This is a genomic window from Mucilaginibacter sp., assembly GCF_035492695.1.
Lineage (GTDB): Bacteria > Bacteroidota > Bacteroidia > Sphingobacteriales > Sphingobacteriaceae > Mucilaginibacter.
In genome coordinates, this window is the sequence record NZ_DATJJC010000027.1 from 349,184 (window position 1) to 366,936 (window position 17,753).

At 45.6% G+C, this 17,753-nt stretch carries 17 protein-coding genes; 9 read left to right on the top strand and 8 right to left on the bottom strand.

What is annotated here, in order from left to right:
* Positions 1 to 81: 81 nt before the first annotated feature.
* Positions 82 to 1,899 (bottom strand): MutS-related protein, encoded by a 1,818-nt coding sequence (locus VL525_RS17870; RefSeq protein WP_325388399.1) that lies wholly within the window; start codon positions 1,897 to 1,899, stop codon positions 82 to 84.
* 59 nt (positions 1,900 to 1,958) lie between these two features.
* Here VL525_RS17870 and rlmH point away from each other — a divergent pair, with 59 nt between their 5' ends.
* The 4 genes from rlmH (at position 1,959) to VL525_RS17890 (ending at position 4,833) form a co-directional block, all read left to right on the top strand.
* Entirely contained in the window at positions 1,959 to 2,432 is a 474-nt protein-coding gene (gene rlmH / locus VL525_RS17875) for a 23S rRNA (pseudouridine(1915)-N(3))-methyltransferase RlmH (RefSeq protein ID WP_325388400.1), read from the top strand.
* 27 nt (positions 2,433 to 2,459) lie between these two features.
* Positions 2,460 to 3,485, top strand: coding sequence for an aspartyl/asparaginyl beta-hydroxylase domain-containing protein (locus tag VL525_RS17880; RefSeq protein ID WP_325388401.1), 1,026 nt, complete (start codon positions 2,460 to 2,462; stop codon positions 3,483 to 3,485).
* A gap of 9 nt (positions 3,486 to 3,494) precedes the next feature.
* Entirely contained in the window at positions 3,495 to 4,430 is a 936-nt protein-coding gene (locus tag VL525_RS17885; protein WP_325388402.1) for a cation diffusion facilitator family transporter, read from the top strand.
* A 109-nt stretch (positions 4,431 to 4,539) separates the two neighbouring features.
* Positions 4,540 to 4,833, top strand: a complete 294-nt coding sequence (locus tag VL525_RS17890; RefSeq protein WP_325388403.1) for a GIY-YIG nuclease family protein — start codon at positions 4,540 to 4,542, stop codon at positions 4,831 to 4,833.
* A 62-nt stretch (positions 4,834 to 4,895) separates the two neighbouring features.
* On the opposite strand, the gene VL525_RS17895 is transcribed toward VL525_RS17890, so the two are convergent.
* On the bottom strand, positions 4,896 to 5,429 hold the full coding sequence (locus VL525_RS17895; RefSeq protein WP_325388404.1) for a DUF5606 domain-containing protein: 534 nt from the start codon (positions 5,427 to 5,429) through the stop codon (positions 4,896 to 4,898).
* Positions 5,430 to 5,516: 87 nt separating this feature from the next.
* On the bottom strand, positions 5,517 to 5,978 hold the full coding sequence (locus VL525_RS17900) for a peptidylprolyl isomerase (protein ID WP_325388405.1): 462 nt from the start codon (positions 5,976 to 5,978) through the stop codon (positions 5,517 to 5,519).
* A 139-nt stretch (positions 5,979 to 6,117) separates the two neighbouring features.
* Here VL525_RS17900 and VL525_RS17905 point away from each other — a divergent pair, with 139 nt between their 5' ends.
* Both VL525_RS17905 and VL525_RS17910 read left to right on the top strand, forming a co-directional pair.
* Positions 6,118 to 6,861, top strand: a complete 744-nt coding sequence (locus tag VL525_RS17905) for a hypothetical protein (RefSeq protein WP_325388406.1) — start codon at positions 6,118 to 6,120, stop codon at positions 6,859 to 6,861.
* Between the two features lie 115 nt (positions 6,862 to 6,976).
* A complete protein-coding gene (locus tag VL525_RS17910; RefSeq protein WP_325388430.1) occupies positions 6,977 to 8,158 on the top strand; it encodes an asparagine synthetase B in 1,182 nt (393 codons plus the stop codon).
* A gap of 59 nt (positions 8,159 to 8,217) precedes the next feature.
* Here VL525_RS17910 and VL525_RS17915 read toward each other — a convergent pair whose 3' ends face one another.
* Genes VL525_RS17915 through lpxK form a run of 3 tightly spaced genes read right to left on the bottom strand, consistent with a single transcriptional unit; the run spans position 8,218 to position 12,159 of the window.
* Entirely contained in the window at positions 8,218 to 10,317 is a 2,100-nt protein-coding gene (locus VL525_RS17915; protein WP_325388407.1) for a putative porin, read from the bottom strand.
* Complete coding sequence (locus VL525_RS17920; protein WP_325388408.1) at positions 10,317 to 11,132, bottom strand: purine-nucleoside phosphorylase; 816 nt, start codon at positions 11,130 to 11,132, stop codon at positions 10,317 to 10,319. Before VL525_RS17920 ends, VL525_RS17915 begins: the two co-directional genes overlap by 1 nt.
* On the bottom strand, positions 11,095 to 12,159 hold the full coding sequence (gene lpxK, locus VL525_RS17925; RefSeq protein WP_325388409.1) for a tetraacyldisaccharide 4'-kinase: 1,065 nt from the start codon (positions 12,157 to 12,159) through the stop codon (positions 11,095 to 11,097). The genes VL525_RS17920 and lpxK overlap by 38 nt, the downstream gene beginning before the upstream one ends.
* A gap of 82 nt (positions 12,160 to 12,241) precedes the next feature.
* Here lpxK and VL525_RS17930 point away from each other — a divergent pair, with 82 nt between their 5' ends.
* Together VL525_RS17930 and VL525_RS17935 are read left to right on the top strand one after the other, a co-directional pair.
* Positions 12,242 to 13,150: a serine hydrolase gene (locus tag VL525_RS17930; RefSeq protein WP_325388410.1), complete on the top strand. Its 909-nt coding sequence runs from the start codon at positions 12,242 to 12,244 to the stop codon at positions 13,148 to 13,150.
* A 133-nt stretch (positions 13,151 to 13,283) separates the two neighbouring features.
* On the top strand, positions 13,284 to 13,526 hold the full coding sequence (locus VL525_RS17935) for a hypothetical protein (RefSeq protein WP_325388411.1): 243 nt from the start codon (positions 13,284 to 13,286) through the stop codon (positions 13,524 to 13,526).
* Between the two features lie 57 nt (positions 13,527 to 13,583).
* Here the strand turns inward: VL525_RS17935 and dnaK are convergent, their stop codons facing one another.
* Complete coding sequence (gene dnaK / locus VL525_RS17940; protein WP_414684786.1) at positions 13,584 to 15,500, bottom strand: molecular chaperone DnaK; 1,917 nt, start codon at positions 15,498 to 15,500, stop codon at positions 13,584 to 13,586.
* An 875-nt stretch (positions 15,501 to 16,375) separates the two neighbouring features.
* Positions 16,376 to 16,903, bottom strand: a complete 528-nt coding sequence (locus tag VL525_RS17945; protein ID WP_325388412.1) for a DUF2199 domain-containing protein — start codon at positions 16,901 to 16,903, stop codon at positions 16,376 to 16,378.
* Between the two features lie 141 nt (positions 16,904 to 17,044).
* Between VL525_RS17945 and VL525_RS17950 the strand changes: the two genes are divergently transcribed.
* Complete coding sequence (locus tag VL525_RS17950; RefSeq protein ID WP_325388413.1) at positions 17,045 to 17,749, top strand: hypothetical protein; 705 nt, start codon at positions 17,045 to 17,047, stop codon at positions 17,747 to 17,749.
* Positions 17,750 to 17,753: the final 4 nt, after the last annotated feature.

Sequence of the window (17,753 nt, forward strand, 5' to 3'; positions counted from 1 at the left end):
TCAATTATGTAAATAACAGATGTGCAGGTAATGGTGAATTACCTGCACATTTTTTTGCGCTATTTTTAAGGTATGGCTCTCTTAATCAGCATCAATGTCTATCCCGATACGTTTTAGCAACATCGACGCATTAAACGTTTTGCACTCACCGTGTTTTAGTTTGTAATCGAAAAGCATTTCGCCGCTTTCGATCCTGATATCGAAATAAAAATTGCGTACATAACCGGGGTATTCTGTTTCGAGCTGTGCTATCTGCAGGTCGTGCGTGGCAACCATACCTACGCCTTTCTTGCTGATAAGTTGCTTGATAACCGCTTTAGAGCCAAGGTATTTATCTACCGAATTTGTACCCCTCAGCATTTCATCTATCAGGAAAAATACTTTAGGCTGCGTTTCAACCGCGGCAAGCAGCATCTGCAGGCGGTCGAGTTCAGCTTTAAAGGTTGATGTACTTTCATTTAATGAATCCTTGATTCGCATGTAGGTAATGACCGTTATTACTGATACCTCCATTGCATCGGCGCAAACCGGCGCACCGCACAGGGCCAGCACGCTGTTTATGCCCATGGTTCGTAGAAATGTGCTCTTCCCCGCCATGTTTGAGCCGGTGATGATGTCGATTTTTAAACTATCCTTCAGCTCATAATCATTTGGCACCCTTGTATCCTTGCTGATGAGCGGATGGGCTATGTTTTGGGCGGTTAGGGTGTAATGTTCGCCATCTGCAATTTCCGCGAAACACCACTCAGGGTAATTGACATGCAGGCTTGCCAGGCTGATAAGCGCCTCATATTCGGCTACTACACCGAAGGCTTCCTCTATGTTATGGTGATTGGCGCGCTTCCAGTTTTCAATGGCGATCACAAAGCGGATATCCCAAACAAACACTGCATTAAGTATAAAACCAAGCATCATGTTCAGCCGCGCATTCAGGTTATTGATCAATACCGATAGTCGCTTTATTGCTGCCGAAGTGCTTTTATCGCCCTGCTGCTTCATGGTAGCTGCCAGGCTTGCATTCAACGATGATTGCCATTGAATACCTTCGATACTGTTGAACACAGCCGAATACCGTTTCAATGTATCGCCTATCTTCCCAGCTATCAGGTCCGTTTTACTGGTGTACTCGTGGCGGTACGACGATATGAAATAGTTGATCAGCGCCATGCCGATGGCGCCGTATTTAAGTTCGGGATAGAAGATCGCAACGATCAGCAGGATAAAAAACAGCGCCGAACCGATGATGATATATTTGCTCAGCCATTTCTCACCCGGCAGTTCGAGCGGCGTGTTCAGGTAGGTAAAAAAACTTTTCAATTCGCCGTTTTCACTTTTGTTGGCAAAAAAAAGGCGTGCCTGCATATCCAGCTTCCATTCGTTCTTTTGGCCTATCTCCTTAATGGCTTCCTGCCGCTCAGGAATAATATCCTTCGTTGAAGGAGCAATTAGCCACGACGCCAGTTTGTCCCTTCCCTGTGGCGTTGCCGCACGGTTTACCAGGTTAAATAACGATCCGTCGCCAAAGATATCCAGGTCGGAGGTATAGTAATGCTTTTCGTTATTATATACAGCGCCGTTATCATAAACGTTGGTATAATTCAATATGCTGTTGATCTCGTTCTCATTGATCTTCTCAAAATGCTGGTAATATTCTTTCCGGCTTGTAAACCAGGCCTGTTTCGATACCAGCCAATTGAATACAATTGCCAGCACAATAAAGCAGATAAAAAACATGCCCAGGCTTTCGTACTTAACTGAAAAATAGATAGTAAGCAGCACCATGGCAAAGGCCACAAGCCGCATTACGGAGTAGAAATTTATCTTTTCCTCATAAAGTTTTACCTGCTCCTGCGCCAAAATGATGTTTTGACGGTATTGCTGAATCATTGGGTTATCCATACAAAGCAAATAAAGCAATTTTAAATGCTTATATTTTAAATAATTCGTTGCTTTGCGATATGAAGATCACGCTGCTGATTATTGGCAAAACGGAAGAGAACTGGCTAAAAGAGGGTATTGACAAATACCTGAAACGATTGAAATTTTATGGCAAGGTTGAAATTGCCGAAATACCAGAACTAAAAAACACCAAAGCGCTTACGCCGGACCAGCAAAAAACAAAAGAAGCGGAACTTATCCTGAAACGCCTGTTACCCACCGACCATATCATCCTGCTGGATGAAAAGGGCGTGCAGCTAACTTCAAGGCAATTTGCGGAATACCTCGATAAAAAAGCCGTAAGCTCCTTAAGTAATCTTGTTTTTATTGTTGGGGGGCCATACGGCTTTCACGAATCGGTTTATCAAAAAGCTAATGACAAGCTGTCGCTTTCGAAGATGACATTCTCGCACCAAATGGTACGCCTGTTTTTTACCGAGCAGCTTTACCGGGCCTTTACCATTCTGAAAGGCGAACCCTATCATCACGATTAAGGCTAACGGTAAGGCATTTGTAAAATAATGCGCCGAACTACAATTAACTTGTTGATAAAGGCGTTTATTGGTAATTTTGAGCGATATCCCAAAAATATGCACCAGGTACTCGCAGAACTTATCTCTGTAAAATTCATCATTTTATACATCCTGATCATTTCCACCGTTATTGTTCACTACCGTGGCAAGGTGCGTTATAAGTTTTTCAGGCAGCTAACGGATCATTCCACCTTTATGGCACCTATCAATGTGCCCATGTATGCACTATCGGGCGTCGAGAATAAACCATATATCAAAACATCCAATTTCCCGCAATTAGATACGCTGCGCAACAACTGGCAGATAATACGCGACGAGGCTTTGCAGTTGGAGCAGGAAGAACTGATCAAAGGTTCGGACAAGTATAACGATGCCGGGTTCAACTCGTTTTTCCGGCGCGGATGGAAACGTTTTTATTTGAAGTGGTATAACGATTTTCACCCTTCGGCAAAAAAATATTGCCCCCAAACCTGCGAGCTCATCAAAGGCATCCCCCAGGTAAAAGCCGCTATGTTTGCCGTATTGCCCGCCGGCAGCGAGCTTTTGCAGCACCGCGACCCGTATGCCGGTTCGCTGCGTTATCACCTGGGATTGATCACACCCAATTCTGAAAAATGCCATATTATCGTCGACGGGCAAAGTTACGCCTGGAAAGACGGCGAAGATGTAATTTTCGATGAAACCTACATCCATTGGGCCGAAAATAAGACGGATATAGACCGGATCATACTGTTTTGCGACATCCAGAGACCGGTAAAAACCATATTCGGAAGGGCATGGAACAAGTTTTTCGGCTGGTTCATTATGGCGTCGGGCGCATCACCCAACATGGGCGGCGATAAGACAGGCAATATCAATAAAGCATTCAAATATGTTTACTCCATCAGGCGGCTCGGCAAGGCTATCAAAGCTTACAACCGCAGGCTATATTATGCCATAAAATACCTGCTGGTGCTGGTTATCCTGTACTTTGCTTTTTTCAGGTGGATCATAAATCTGATTTTTAAACACTAAATTTGCTGCATGTCAGCAGGCCACGATCATTCGCACTCCCATGCACATGGGCATCATCACCACGATCATACTCCGAAACTCGACCATCTGAATACCGCCTTTATCGTAGGTATTATTCTTAACTCGGCTTTTGTATTACTGGAGGTGATAGCCGGTTTGTGGAGCCATTCGCTTTCGCTATTGACCGATGCCGGTCATAATTTAAGTGATGTTGCGGGTCTTGCTCTTGCATTGCTGGCGTTCAAGCTGAGCAACGTAGGTTCGAGCCGCGAGTACACGTATGGGTATAAGCGGTCCACCATTATCGTGTCTTTTTTTAACGCTGTTATACTTTTTGTTGCGGTAGGTTTTATCGGTTACGAAGCTGTGATGCGGTTTATTCATCCCGAAACCATAGCGGGCGGTACCATGGCCTGGGTAGCTTTTGCGGGGATAGGCGTTAATGCGTTTACTGCATATCTTTTCGTAAAAGACAAAGACAAGGACCTGAATGTGAAGGGAGCCTACCTGCACATGGCGGTAGATGCGATAGTTTCGTTTGGCGTGGTTGTATCAGGTATTATTATCTATTTTACCAAATTATATTGGATAGATAGCGTGGTAAGCCTTATCGTAGCAATCGTCATCCTGCGGGGAACGTGGAGCCTGCTGATCGACAGCCTCCGGCTGGAGATGGACGGTGTGCCAAAAGAAATGGACCTGGAAAACATCAAACAGGAACTAAAAAAAGCGGATGGTGTGCTGGACGTGCACCACGTACATGTATGGGCGCTCAGCACCACGGAAAACGCCCTGACGGCGCATTTAGTGATAGACCCCGGGTCGCCCTTGTCTTTTGACAGCATCAAACACGATCTGCGCCACAGGCTGGAACATTTATCCATCAGCCACAGCACTTTTGAGCCGGAGTTTGAAAATGAGAAATGTGTGAAGGTGGGGTGTTAATTTCCGAAATACATAACAGTCATGCCGAACTTGTTTCGGCATCCCACCTGCAAATTAGCGGCAATGTTTCTATGCTATAATTTCATATATTGCTTGAAATCTTATCCAAATGCTTTACAAACAAGGACATATTTATATCATGTCCAATACTTACCGCACTACATTTTATATTGGCGTAACAAGCGATTTGAACGCGAGGATATGGCAACATATTAATGGTGAAGGATCGAAATTTGTAAAAAAATACAAATTATTCGACCTTGTATTTTATGAATATTTTGAACGGATAACCGACGCCATAGATAGGGAAAAGCAATTAAAAAATTGGCATCATGACTGGAAAGTTAATTTGATTATATCTGTAAATCCAGAGATGAAGGATTTGAAAAGCGAGCTGGAGTAATTACGGCAACTTAGCAAGTGGGATGCCGAAACAAGTTCGGCATGACCCAACCTTCTATATTTTTACTTTTTCTTAACTACCTTCGCCTGTTCCTTTTTCTCTTCGCCTTCTTTTTTGCCCTTTTTTTCCTTCTTTGCTTCTTTCTTTTCTTCGGCAGGGGCTGCGACTTTCACTTCCTCTATAGCCGGTTCTTCGACAGTCGCTTCCGCAGGTGGCTCCTCGCTGAACAGCGGCATATCTTTCATGATATGGTACCACGATACGATCTTTTTCATATCCGATGCGTACACTTTTTCCTCATCGTGGCCAGGAGCCGTTTCCCTGAAAAGCTGGCGCAACACTTTCCCATCAGCTTTGGCATCCGGTACATTCTTGGCTACCTTCATGCGTTCGAACACATCCACCAGCCTGATATCCTCCTCATCGCCAAAAATGGTGATCTCGTCCAGCGCGGCTATTTTGGCGGTCGATAAATTGGCAACCAGCTTGGTTTTCTGCGCGTCAAGGCTTTCCAGTATAAACCCGGTCTTATTTTGTGCCAGGGCTTTCCATAAACCCGGTTTCCCCGCTACCGCTACTATTCCTCTTAAATTCATGTTATTAGTTGATTAAGTTGGATCAGCTTGATCAAGTTTCGGCGAATGAGACAACCCCATCAACCAGTCACTCAATCAACTTTTCAACTATTCTTCAATTACCTCGATACTCAATATTTTATCACCCTGGCGGATATCGTCAACAGTATCCACGTTTTCTATCACTTTACCAAAGCAGGTATGGTTCCTGTCGAGGTGAGCTGTATTGGTACGGCTGTGGCAGATAAAAAACTGCGAACCGCCTGTATTACGTCCTGCGTGCGCCATGGATAATACACCACGATCGTGGTATTGATTGTCGCCTGTCAATTCGCAGTCGATATGGTAACCCGGGCCGCCGCTGCCTGCTTTATAAGCGGTTTCGGGGCTGCGCGAGTACGGGCACCCACCCTGTATCACAAAGTTAGGTATAACACGGTGAAAGGTCAGTCCGTCGTAAAAGCCTTCTTTGGCCAGTTTCTTAAAGTTTGCTACGGTATTTGGCGCATCCTTGTCGTAAAATTCGACCGTCATATCGCCCTTGGCTGTTTTTATTATTGCTTTGCTCATTTCTGTTTTTATAAGAGGCTGCAAAGTTAGCAAAAAAGGATAAAGCTAAAAGGCGAAAGGGTAAAGGTAAATTATAATAAAGTCTGTTAATTCTTGTTAAATGTTTAGCGATATAAGAAGTAAGCTTTATTTTTAGCCGATGGTTCGCGCTCTACTATTTTCGATATTTATACTGCTGTTTGTTGGAACAACTTACGCCCAGGACAACCTTACCGGCCGCGTTTACGAGGACAAGACCAAAGTGGCCCTGCCCGGCATTGTTATCAAAAACCTGAAAACGCAAAGCACTACCATTTCCGACCGCACCGGGGCTTACTCTATACCTGCCCATACCGGCGACCTGGTGGTTTTTAGCGCCTTTTCTTATGTGCCTGATACCCTTTATGTAACCAGCCTGAAATATACCGAGATATCGCTGGTCTTAAAAACGAACATGCTTAACGAGGTTAAAGTTACCGGGCAGGAAACGAGGTTGGGCAACCTGAAGGCCGCACCTACCCTCTCGCCTATTAATAACCAGGGGTTAACCTATTCTACTGATAGTAAGGGTAATTACACGGGTGGATTGACCGCCCATATATTCGATTCGCACAGCGCCGAGAATAAGAGAAAGCACGAGGCGCAGGTAACAAAGGATGAAGCTATCAAAAATAAGATCGCAGATATTTTCAGTCCGAAAGGTTTAAAGGATTATGTCCCGCTTGAAGGGCAGGAAATGCAAAACTTCATCGTCACCTACACCCCCGACATTAAAACCTACACCGACCCTAATTTCAACCTGACAGTTTACATTAACAGCAGCTACCAGGAATTTATGAAAATACCAGAAGAGGAACGCAAATCAAAAACCTTTCAGCAGATACTGAAGCCGGCCGAGCAATAATAGCAGTCATAATTATTCGTTACATTTGGATATGAAGCGCAATACCTTTTGCTTTCTGCTTTTCGCTTTCTGCTTTGTGCCTATAATGGCAAGGGCTGCGTCCATCCTTATCCCCATGGATGAGGAGCAAAAGGATCACCTTAAATCATACGGCATTGCTTACTGGATCCTTAAGAACGGCGAGGAGGTGGATTGGCTGCTTAATTACCGCGGCGGCAGCTTTATGCTGAAATATAACCAGGCAGTGGAGAATGAATGCAAGGTGCGCGGTGTAAGCTACGAGGTGCTGCCTGATGCCAAAGTGAACGAGATCATAGCCCAGGTAAGCGACCCATCGGTGAATATGGACCTGGTAAAATTGGAGAAAGCGCCGAAAATGGCGGTTTATTCGCCCAAGAACAAACTGCCCTGGGACGATGCCGTAACCATGGTGTTGAAATACGCCGAAATACCTTATGATGTGGTATACGATGAAGAAGTTATACGCGGCGACCTGCCCAAATACGACTGGCTGCACCTGCATCACGAAGACTTTACCGGGCAATACAGCAAATTTTATGGCTCGTTCCGTTATGCACAATGGTATAACGATGATGTGAAGATACAGGAAGCTACCGCGCATAAGCTTGGGTTTAAAAAAGTATCACAGATGAAGCTGGCCGTAGCCGAGAGGATACGCGATTTTTGTTCAGGCGGTGGATTTCTGTTTGCCATGTGTTCAGGTACCGATACATTTGATATTGCTCTTGCGGCCGCAAATACGGATATCTGCGAGAGCATGTTCGATGGTGATGCCGCCGACCCGGATGCACAGAGCAAATTGGATTTTACCCAAACCTTCGCTTTTCAAAACTTCACGCTGGACATGAACCCGATGTCGCACCAGTTCAGCAATATCGACGTTACTTCCACCCGCCAGGTAGAAAGGGAGCGCGACTTTTTTACGCTGTTCGATTTTTCGGCCAAATGGGATGTGGTGCCCAGTATGCTCACCCAGAACCACGATAAGGTGATCAAAGGCTTCATGGGCCTAACAACGGCGTTCAACGAAAAGCTTTTGAAGCCCGGTGTAACCATTATGGGGGAAATGAAAACCGGGAACGAGGCACGCTACATACACGGCGAATACGGTAAAGGGCAATGGACGTTCTACGGCGGCCACGACCCGGAAGACTACCAGCACGTAGTAGGCGATCCGCCTACCGATCTGAAACTGCACCCCAACTCACCCGGTTACCGTTTGATACTGAACAATGTATTGTTTCCGGCTGCGAAGAAGAAGAAGCAGAAAACGTGAGGTCAGTTGGCAGTTTCGAGTCGGCAGTTTGCAGTGTTATCTCATTGCTAGTTTCCACCTCAATTATAAAACGTCCACGACACTCCTATTTTGAGCAGGCTGTTAGGGCCTGGATAACGGTTCACCATGTAATAGCCTTTGCTGAATAACCCCTGGTTGGCGTAGTCGTACTGTATAAACAGGTTGGTGCGTATCAGCGTAGCTTTAAAAAACACTGAAGCTACCGGGTACGACGAGAATGTCACGTTTGGCGTACTATTGTAAAACTGGCCCAGTCCTACAGCGTAGGACGGCGCTACGTAGGCTGTATTGAAACGTACATTGGTTCCCAGGTTGCTGTGTAGCACATGGAACAGGAACATGGAATAATACAAACTGCTGTAGGTATAAACTTCGGGCGTGCGAAGTACCGACTCGTTATCCGTTTTCTGATACACTACATAATTATCAAAATGCCATTTGCGGAAAGTAAGATTTTTGCCCAAACTTACTTTTAACAGGTTAATGGGACCGTGCAATTGCGCCGGGGTAGCGTCGATACCATTAGGCTGGGCAGTAAAATACAGATAGTCGGTTATCAGAAAGTATTCGGCTTTCAGATCAAGCTGCAAGGCATCGTTAATGTAATTGAACGATACGTTATTGATCTTTTGGTTGCTGAATTTATTATGGAAGATAAAATGGTTCGACACCCAGTCGGTATAAACCAAAGGCGGCGAACTGTTTTGCGAATAGGCCCCAAAGATGATCCGGCCGGCTTTACGACCACCCGACAAGGTCAGCTTTGCATCATACAGGAAATCGCCGAAATCACGTCCCTGTGCCACCTGTTGCAGGTCTATGTCAAGCAATATCCTGTCGCTGAAGCGGTATCCGGCACGGGCTTTAACCGTCAGGTCCTGGAATGAGTTGTTTTGTTTCCTATCCTGCTGAATAATGCGTCCATAAGTATTGATAATGCCGGTATCGGTCACAAACTGTTTGTAGCCCCAAATGTCCTGTACCAGGCCCAGATCCAGCTTCACTTCATTTTTGATAACCCCGGTTGATTTCCCCCGCAGATAAAAGCTATAGGAAAAGCTGTTTTGCAAATGCGATACCGTTAGCGAATCGTGCGAGTATTTAGCACTGAAATAATAGTCCGGGAACACCCCATAGGTATCAGGTTCGTTCTGCAGGAACAGGTATTTGCTGGTATTATAGTAAAAAGTGTACCCAACCCGCTGCGTGGGCAGTACGCTCGAACTAACGCCCTTCTTTTTCGTACTATCTATTTTCCCGATATAATAGTAATTTTTCAGGTATATCCCCTTGGTCCGTATCACATCCGACGAGTTTTGCAGACGAACCGGCTGGTTTTGCGCCGTGGTATAAGAGCTTTGCGGCGCGGTAAAAAGCGAGTCATTGAGAATCGACCCGTTCTCCGGGGTTTTCATATTGTTCCAGATAACGTTGGCCAGTAAGTTGTACCGCTTACTTTTTGATTCATACCAGCTAAATACGGCACCGCTTATTTCGCTGACATTTTGTCTCGGGTAAAACCCGTGCGATCCTATCACATTCAGGTTTGCACCAATGTTCAGTTGCGGGTTTATATTCTGTGTATGGATAACTTTAAAAAGCTGCTCCTTTACCCCGCTCGAAAATAGCGACAGATTAGTATAGGGCGCCCTCGCTTTATAATAATTAATGTCGTCCGTTTGTAAAAGGTATGCATCAAGGAAATGCACACCAGGATCGAACCCTATGGTGCGGCTTGGTTCAAACAATAGAGGCCTTTCAGGAAGGCCCAAACTGCCCAGGCTTATTTTAGGGCTTCGGGGCTGATATAAAGGGCTGTAATTCTCAAAATTTGTCAAACCGGTATCCAAAGGGAAAACCTGTGTACTATCGCTCAATAAACGCTCATTTGTTACACGGAGGAATTTTGAGGTAAATACAACCGAATCGTGACGGCTTTCTTCTTTTTTTCGTTCCTCGTCAATTTCCTGGTCGCCGCTTAAATTCTTGTTTTTGTTGGTTGATGTATCGGTATTATTAAAGTTCGGCCGCTGCTGCCTGCCGGGATAGTTCTGATTCTGTGTTGGGTATTGTGCAAAAGCAAAGCTTGCCGACATACAAAACAGCAACAGGAGGAGATATTTTATTCGTTTAAGCATTAGAGGCCTGCGATCAATTTTTTTAGTATCAATGTCATTTTGGGTTCGGCCTCGTGTGCCACTGCCAATATTTCCTCAACCGATACCGGGCGAAGATTGTCCGGGAACCCCTCGTCCGTCAACACCGAAATTGCAAAAACTGGCAAACCCATATGATTGGCTACGATCACTTCAGGTACTGTACTCATGCCAACAGCATCTCCGCCTATGATACGCAGGTAGCGGTATTCTGCTTTGGTCTCCAAATTCGGGCCTGTAACCGCTACATAAACTCCCTTATGACAAGTTATATTGTTATCGGCGGCTATCTTTAATGCCTTTTTTATGAGCGGCGCTTTATACGGCTCGCTCATATCCGGGAAACGCGGCCCAAGTTCAGATTCGTTGCGGCCGGTGAGCGGGTTCAAAGGCTGCAAGTTGATATGATCTTCGATCACCATCAGATCGCCTTTGCGGAATTCCGGGTTAAGCGCCCCACTGGCATTGGATACGCACAGCGTTTTTATACCCAGCATTTTCATCACCCTTACCGGAAACGTGATCTGCTGCATGGTATAGCCCTCGTAATAATGTAGTCTGCCCTGCATAGCTACCACCTTCTTTCCGGCAAGTGTACCAAATATCAGCTTCCCGGCGTGAAACTCGAGTGTGGATATCGGAAAGTCCGGGATATTGGAATACATCAGTTGTTTCTCAACTTCGACCTCATTGACAAGGCCGCCAAGCCCTGTGCCTAAAATTATGCCCACTTCCGGCTCAAAATCGCCAATACGGTGTTTAATGTATGATGTGGTTTGTTCTATACTCTCTAACATATGCTGTAACTAATTGATTGAATTGGGCGCCGCTATCATTCAAAAACCGGGCTGCTACCGGCAGCACCATAACAGGCAGCTTTTCCACTGCAGGTTGCAATTCGTGTTCACCTAAACGCTGTGCATCCTTTTCTGTTGTGATGATCACTTTTTTTTGCGCCGGGCAAGCCTGAAATTCGTCGGCAAGTTTAGCGATATTTTTTAAGCTAAAGCGGTGATGATCGGGATAATTATGATGTATAATGTGTGGCGTGATATTTTTAATATGGCGTACCAGGGGCGCAGGATTGGCAATACCTGTCAGCAAAAAAACAGTCGTATCAGCATCCGGCGAAATGAGAGCCTTCTTACCTTTCATATCCTGCAAGGGTTGGTAAGCAATCGAGCTAAAGAACAGGGCCTGGAAGGGTAACGGCTCCAGTCGTTCGGCGATGCTGGTTTGCTCTGCTATCGGCATATTTTCCGGGCATTTACTGACAACCAGTATATCCGCCCGCCAGCGCCCGCTAAATGGCTCGCGCATATTGCCCGCCGGCAACAGCCAATGGGGGTCGTATATTTTGCCATAGTCAAACATCAATATACTAAATCCCGGTTTTACCGCACGGTGCTGATAGCCATCGTCCAGGATCACCAGGTTATGGTCTTTTTTCAGGTTTTGTATACCGGTCGCCCTGTCCTCACAAACTGCCACGGTAACATCCTGAAATTTATGTTTGAATTGCGATGGTTCGTCGCCTATTTCAGCAGCGGTAGCATTAGCACTGGCTATGAGAAAACCTTGCGTGTTACGGCCGTAGCCACGGCTAAGGGTGGCAAGTCTATTGTCTTGTCTTAGCAGGCGAACAAGATATTCAGTCATGGGCGATTTGCCCGCACCGCCAACATCAAGGTTCCCCACGCAAATAACCGGGATGGCGAACCGCCTGCTTTTTAACAGCCCTCCATCGTACAACCAGTTGCGAACAATAACAACCAACCCATAAATGAGTGAAAAAGGGAGTAACAGCCAGCGCCAATTGTTCATATAATTGGTAAAGATATGAAAACGCTTTAACAGCAATTTTGTGATTAGTTTTATAACTTAGAATTCTTAAAACCTGCCCGCCATGAAACTTAAGTTATCTTTATTATTGTTATTTATCTCATCAACATTATCCGCCCAAACAGATAAAAAATTAACCGCGCTATTACTGGATGCCATTAAGGGCTTTAACGGCCAGGTTGGCATCTATGTACATAACCTGAAAACAGGCAAATACGCCGAAATAAACGCAGATACTTTATTCCCTACCGCCAGTATGATCAAGGTAAGCATCCAATGCGGCGTTATGGATAAGATAGAAAAAGGTGAATTGAAATATAACCAGAAACTTATTTACCGCGACTCCCTCCTGTACCCCGGCGAGGATATCCTGGGATCATTTAAAGACAAGGATACCATCGAATTGAGTAAAGCAGTAATGCTGATGATCACGATGAGCGACAACACTGCCAGTACCTGGCTGCAAAAGATCGTCACCGGCGAATATATCAACAACTGGCTCGAACAAAACGGCTTTAAAGTAATGCGCGTGAACTCGAGGGTAAAAGGTCGCGAGAAGATCCGCTCCATGTACGGCTGGGGCGTAAGCACACCGCGCGAGATGTGCCGGCTGTTCACCATGATCCGCAACGGCGAGGCTGTTAGCCCTGCGGCCAGCGAGCGCATGTACCGCAACCTGGGCCGCATTTACTGGGACGATAAGGCCCTTTCCCAAATACCGCCGTATGTAAACGCCGCCAGCAAGCAGGGTGCGCTGGACGAATCGAAATCGGAAACGGTATTGGTGAACGCACCCCACGGCGACTATGTATTCTCCATTATCACCAATAACAATAAAGACCAGCGCTGGGTGCCGGATAACGAGGCCGATATCCTCATCCGCAAGGTATCTGCCCTGTTGTGGCACTATTACGAACCCAAAAGCACCTGGAAACCCGCTGACGGCATCGCAAAATATATGCTGAACGAGTAATAACAACATACTGCAAGCCTTTGGGCCCGGTAACCGACAATTATCGGGCTTTTTTTCGCTCAAAATAGCGCATATGCGTTATTGCCCCGCCCCTGTATGGTGTTGATTTTTGATAAGCTGAAATCGCTTTATCATGAATGTACCTTTAGCCCTTGTTGCGGGCTTGTCCGTTATTATCACGCTTACCTCGTTCACCTATGATGAGGACGTACAAAAACAGCAAACAACCGCTACATCATCCACCGAAGGTGCTACCAGCAATATATCTGACAACCCTGCTTATACCTCTGAAAAACCATTGCCCGGTTACACTTTCCAGGTTGCACGTCCTGGACGCAACCTTACCGTCAACAAATCGCGCTTGACGGACATGTAACAAAAAAAGCCCTTCCGCTGGTCAGCGGAAGGGCTCTGTATTTATTCCCTTTAGGGGTTATTTTACTTCTTCGAAGTCGACATCGGTTACATGGTCGGCGCCTTCCTGTCCGTTTCCGGCTCCTGCGCCAGGGCCTGCATCACCAGCGCCAGGCTGAGCCTGTGCACCTTCGGCTGACGCCTTGTACATATCCTCAGAAGCTGCAGTCCATGCTGCATTCAACTCGGCTTGTGCGGTTTCTATTGCGGCCAGGTCTTTTGACGAATAAGCAGTTTTCAGCTTGGTCAACCCTTCCTCGATAGGTGCTTTTTTGTCAGCAGGTATCTTGTCCCCATATTCCTTCAGTTGCTTTTCGGTGGTGAAGATCAGCGCGTCGGCCGAGTTCAGTTTTTCAACTTCCTCTTTTGCCTTCTTGTCAGCTTCAGCGTTTGCTTCGGCTTCGTCTTTCATCTTCTTGATCTCAGCATCCGTCAAACCTGAGGATGCTTCGATACGGATCTTCTGTTCCTTACCGGTAGCCTTATCCTTGGCAGCTACATGCAATATACCGTTGGCGTCGATGTCGAACGACACTTCAATTTGCGGCACACCACGCGGTGCTGGCGGAATCCCATCCAGGTGGAAACGGCCCAGCGTCCGGTTTTGAGCGGCCATCGGGCGCTCACCTTGCAGAATGTGTATCTCTACCGAAGGCTGGCTGTCAGATGCGGTCGAGAATGTTTCCGATTTTTTGGTCGGGATGGTTGTATTGGCTTCTATCAGTTTGGTCATCACACCGCCCATAGTTTCAATACCAAGGGAAAGCGGGGTAACATCTAACAACAACACATCCTTCACATCGCCGGTTAATACACCGCCTTGTATGGCAGCGCCTATGGCAACCACTTCGTCAGGGTTTACACCTTTTGAAGGGGCCTTGCCAAAGAATTTCTCAACAGCTTCCTGTATCGCAGGGATACGGGTTGAACCACCCACCAGGATGATCTCGTCGATATCAGCGATGGTCAAACCGGCGGCTTTTAACGCCGATTTACAAGGGTCGATAGTACGTTTGATCAGGCTATCGCACAGTTGCTCAAATTTAGCACGGGTCAAAGTTTTAACTAAGTGCTTTGGCATACCGTCAACAGCGGTAACATACGGCAGGTTGATCTCGGTTTGCGGACTGCTTGAAAGCTCGATCTTAGCTTTTTCTGCCGAATCCTTCAAACGCTGCAAAGCCATTGGGTCCTTACGCAGATCGATACCTTCGTCATTTTTAAATTCGTCGGCCAGCCAGTCGATAATTACGTGGTCAAAGTCGTCACCACCCAGGTGGGTATCACCATCGGTTGATTTTACTTCGAACACACCGTCGCCCAACTCCAGCACCGATACGTCATGCGTACCGCCACCGCAGTCGAACACCACGATTTTCATATCCTTGTGCGCTTTATCCAGACCGTAGGCCAGGGCAGCAGCAGTAGGTTCATTAATGATACGCTCTACCTTTAAACCGGCAATTTCGCCGGCCTCCTTGGTAGCCTGGCGCTGGGCATCGTTAAAGTAAGCGGGTACGGTAATTACCGCACGGGTTACTTCCTGGCCCAAAAAGTCCTCGGCAGTTTTTTTCATTTTCTGCAATATCATTGCCGAAATTTCCTGCGGGGTATATTTACGGTCGTCTATCTCAACGCGGGGGGTGTTGTTATCGCCCTTTACCACTTTATAAGGTACACGCGCGGTCTCCTTAGTCACTTCGTCGAACTTGTTGCCCATGAAGCGCTTGATAGAGTAGATAGTTTTGGTTGGGTTGGTGATAGCCTGACGCTTGGCAGGGTCGCCCACCTTACGCTCGCCGTTGTCAACAAATGCGACAACCGACGGCGTAGTACGTTTACCCTCGCTGTTGGCTATAACTACCGGTTCGTTACCTTCCATCACGGCCACGCAAGAGTTCGTTGTTCCTAAGTCGATTCCTATTATTTTAGACATATTATGATTGATTTTTCCTTTACTGAATTGTTGTATTCCATACCATATTAACAAGCCTTGTGCCAATACACATTTGGCAGAAATAGCGGCAAAAACCAGCCCCGATACTGTTTATTTAGTCACAAAAGAATACACTTCGGGTGACAGGATGTCAGAATTTGAGAGATTTGAGTCCGTAGTCTTGAGTTTTAAGTCAGAGGCGCCAACAGCCTGTTCCGGCTTAAGACTTCCGCCTCCAGACTTAAGACTCCAAACAGGGTTAACATGGTTTACACTTTTTAGGGTTTTTTGACATTAAACAACTGAATATCAAACAATTAATTGTTACAGGGTGTAACCATCATATTTCCGCCCCTGCTGCGTGTTTTTTGCCGGAATCTGCCATTACATTAAGTACCTACAAAAATGCAGCTGTGGGGTTCCGGATCATTGTAAGCACCAGATTATCAGCCCGGTAGTATATACACCAACCCCGGCCTTAGTGTACCCCTGTTTGCCCTTGTGAAAACCCAAATATCCAGCGACCTGACATACAGCAACTTGCAAAAAGGCTCTAAAACGCCCGTTCAAGCTTCTGCTATGCCAATAAAATGCAAATAGAGCAACAAAAGTCCATTGTAATCAATTGCGGTAGTTTTTGGCAGGCTGAGCATGCTTGGTGTATTGAAGTTCGTGCAGGTTGAGAAGTGGGACACCCCGGAAGCGGTACACAATATACTCATGTAGAGACGCATAATTATGCGTCTCTGAACCGGAATTGCAGGAATTATAGTGGGTCGTCACCCTGAGGCACTCGAAGGGTGTGCGAGGGTTCCTGCCCGCCATGCCTGCGCGCCGGCAGGCGGGCTTCGAGAGCCTCAGCATGACAGCCGATATTAATCCTTCCCGTTGGTACGCTCCATCATATCCCTTATCCTCCGCTCAGCTTCAGCTTTGGTAATACCATTATAATAGTCATGTACAAAAGGATGGTCGAAATCAGTATGCGGCGCAATATCGGGTCGCTGGTTGCCAGGCTGGGCAAACACATCCATTGGGATACTTTCATCAAAAGTATAATCCGGCAAGGCATTACTTAACCAGCCAAAATATCCAGCTTTGTGGTTTTCATTGTCAAAATTGTCGCTGTAATCCTGGAAACTCTTCTCACTCAGCGATACCCACAAGCCGTACTGCAGGTCCTCGCAATGATCTGTCACTTTTTGTGTTAGAGTGCAGCGTATGAACCGGCCGGTTTGGCCTGCATAGTAGATGATACAGAAATCATCACTCAGCTCTGCTATCTTTTTCTTCTCGCCATCCGACAACTGATCGTAGTTTTGCGGGGACTTATAGGTCAAAGCCGGCCACTCTTCGTGCTCCTTCCCGCAGCAACTGCAAATGTATTTAATAGGTTTTGGCATCGCGGGTTAAATATACCGGGTTTGATATCTCGTTGCAAGTTTTATGAAGACACACGCGGCACGTGTGCGCGAGCGTTGGGGAAACTTCCTCGTTTATTAGTAAATTTGTTTACAGTAAACTGACTTTATCCAATGCTAAGTTTGAAAAAAGTTAAGGACTACGCCATCCAAACATCTGACATGGATGTTTTAAAGGCTTATTATGAAAAAGGCTTTGATCAATTAAAAGAATTGAACAAACGCAGTAATGTTATATCAAGATTTATTTTAATCTTGATCGCTCTTATTTTTTTCCCTAATAGTTTTGACAAGTTTAAAATATTTGATGTCGAAATAAGCGCATTAATAATCAGAGTCCTAAGCCCAACTCTTTTAAGTTATCTGATATTTGAATGGTTAATGATGGCTAAACGCCGAAGGGATTTGATTTTTGCATTGCAAGAGGCGGGCTATAAAATTTATCAAATACGGCCCAAAAAAGACGAACGAACATTTCCAAATTTTAATCCTAATACATTAAATGTGCTTCCTTTTTCATTCATGCTTGAATTGCTTAGCGTTAACACAGAAAAACGAAAATTTAAAAGAAAATTGATACTCTTTACAATTTTTTCACTGCCTGCATTTTTAATAGTTATTATTATAAGTTCTTTTATTAACACCTTTCAATCCTATAATCTTTGCTTTTGTTTCATTAAACCATATACAGTTCAATTCATAGAAACATTCAGTTTGTATGCATGCGTTACTGTAAGTATGCTATTTATAATTTGGAGTATATTTTATTACGTTACCGAGTTTGAGAATAAGAGAAAACTGAACTCTAGTAATGTTGAATCTAGGTAATCGA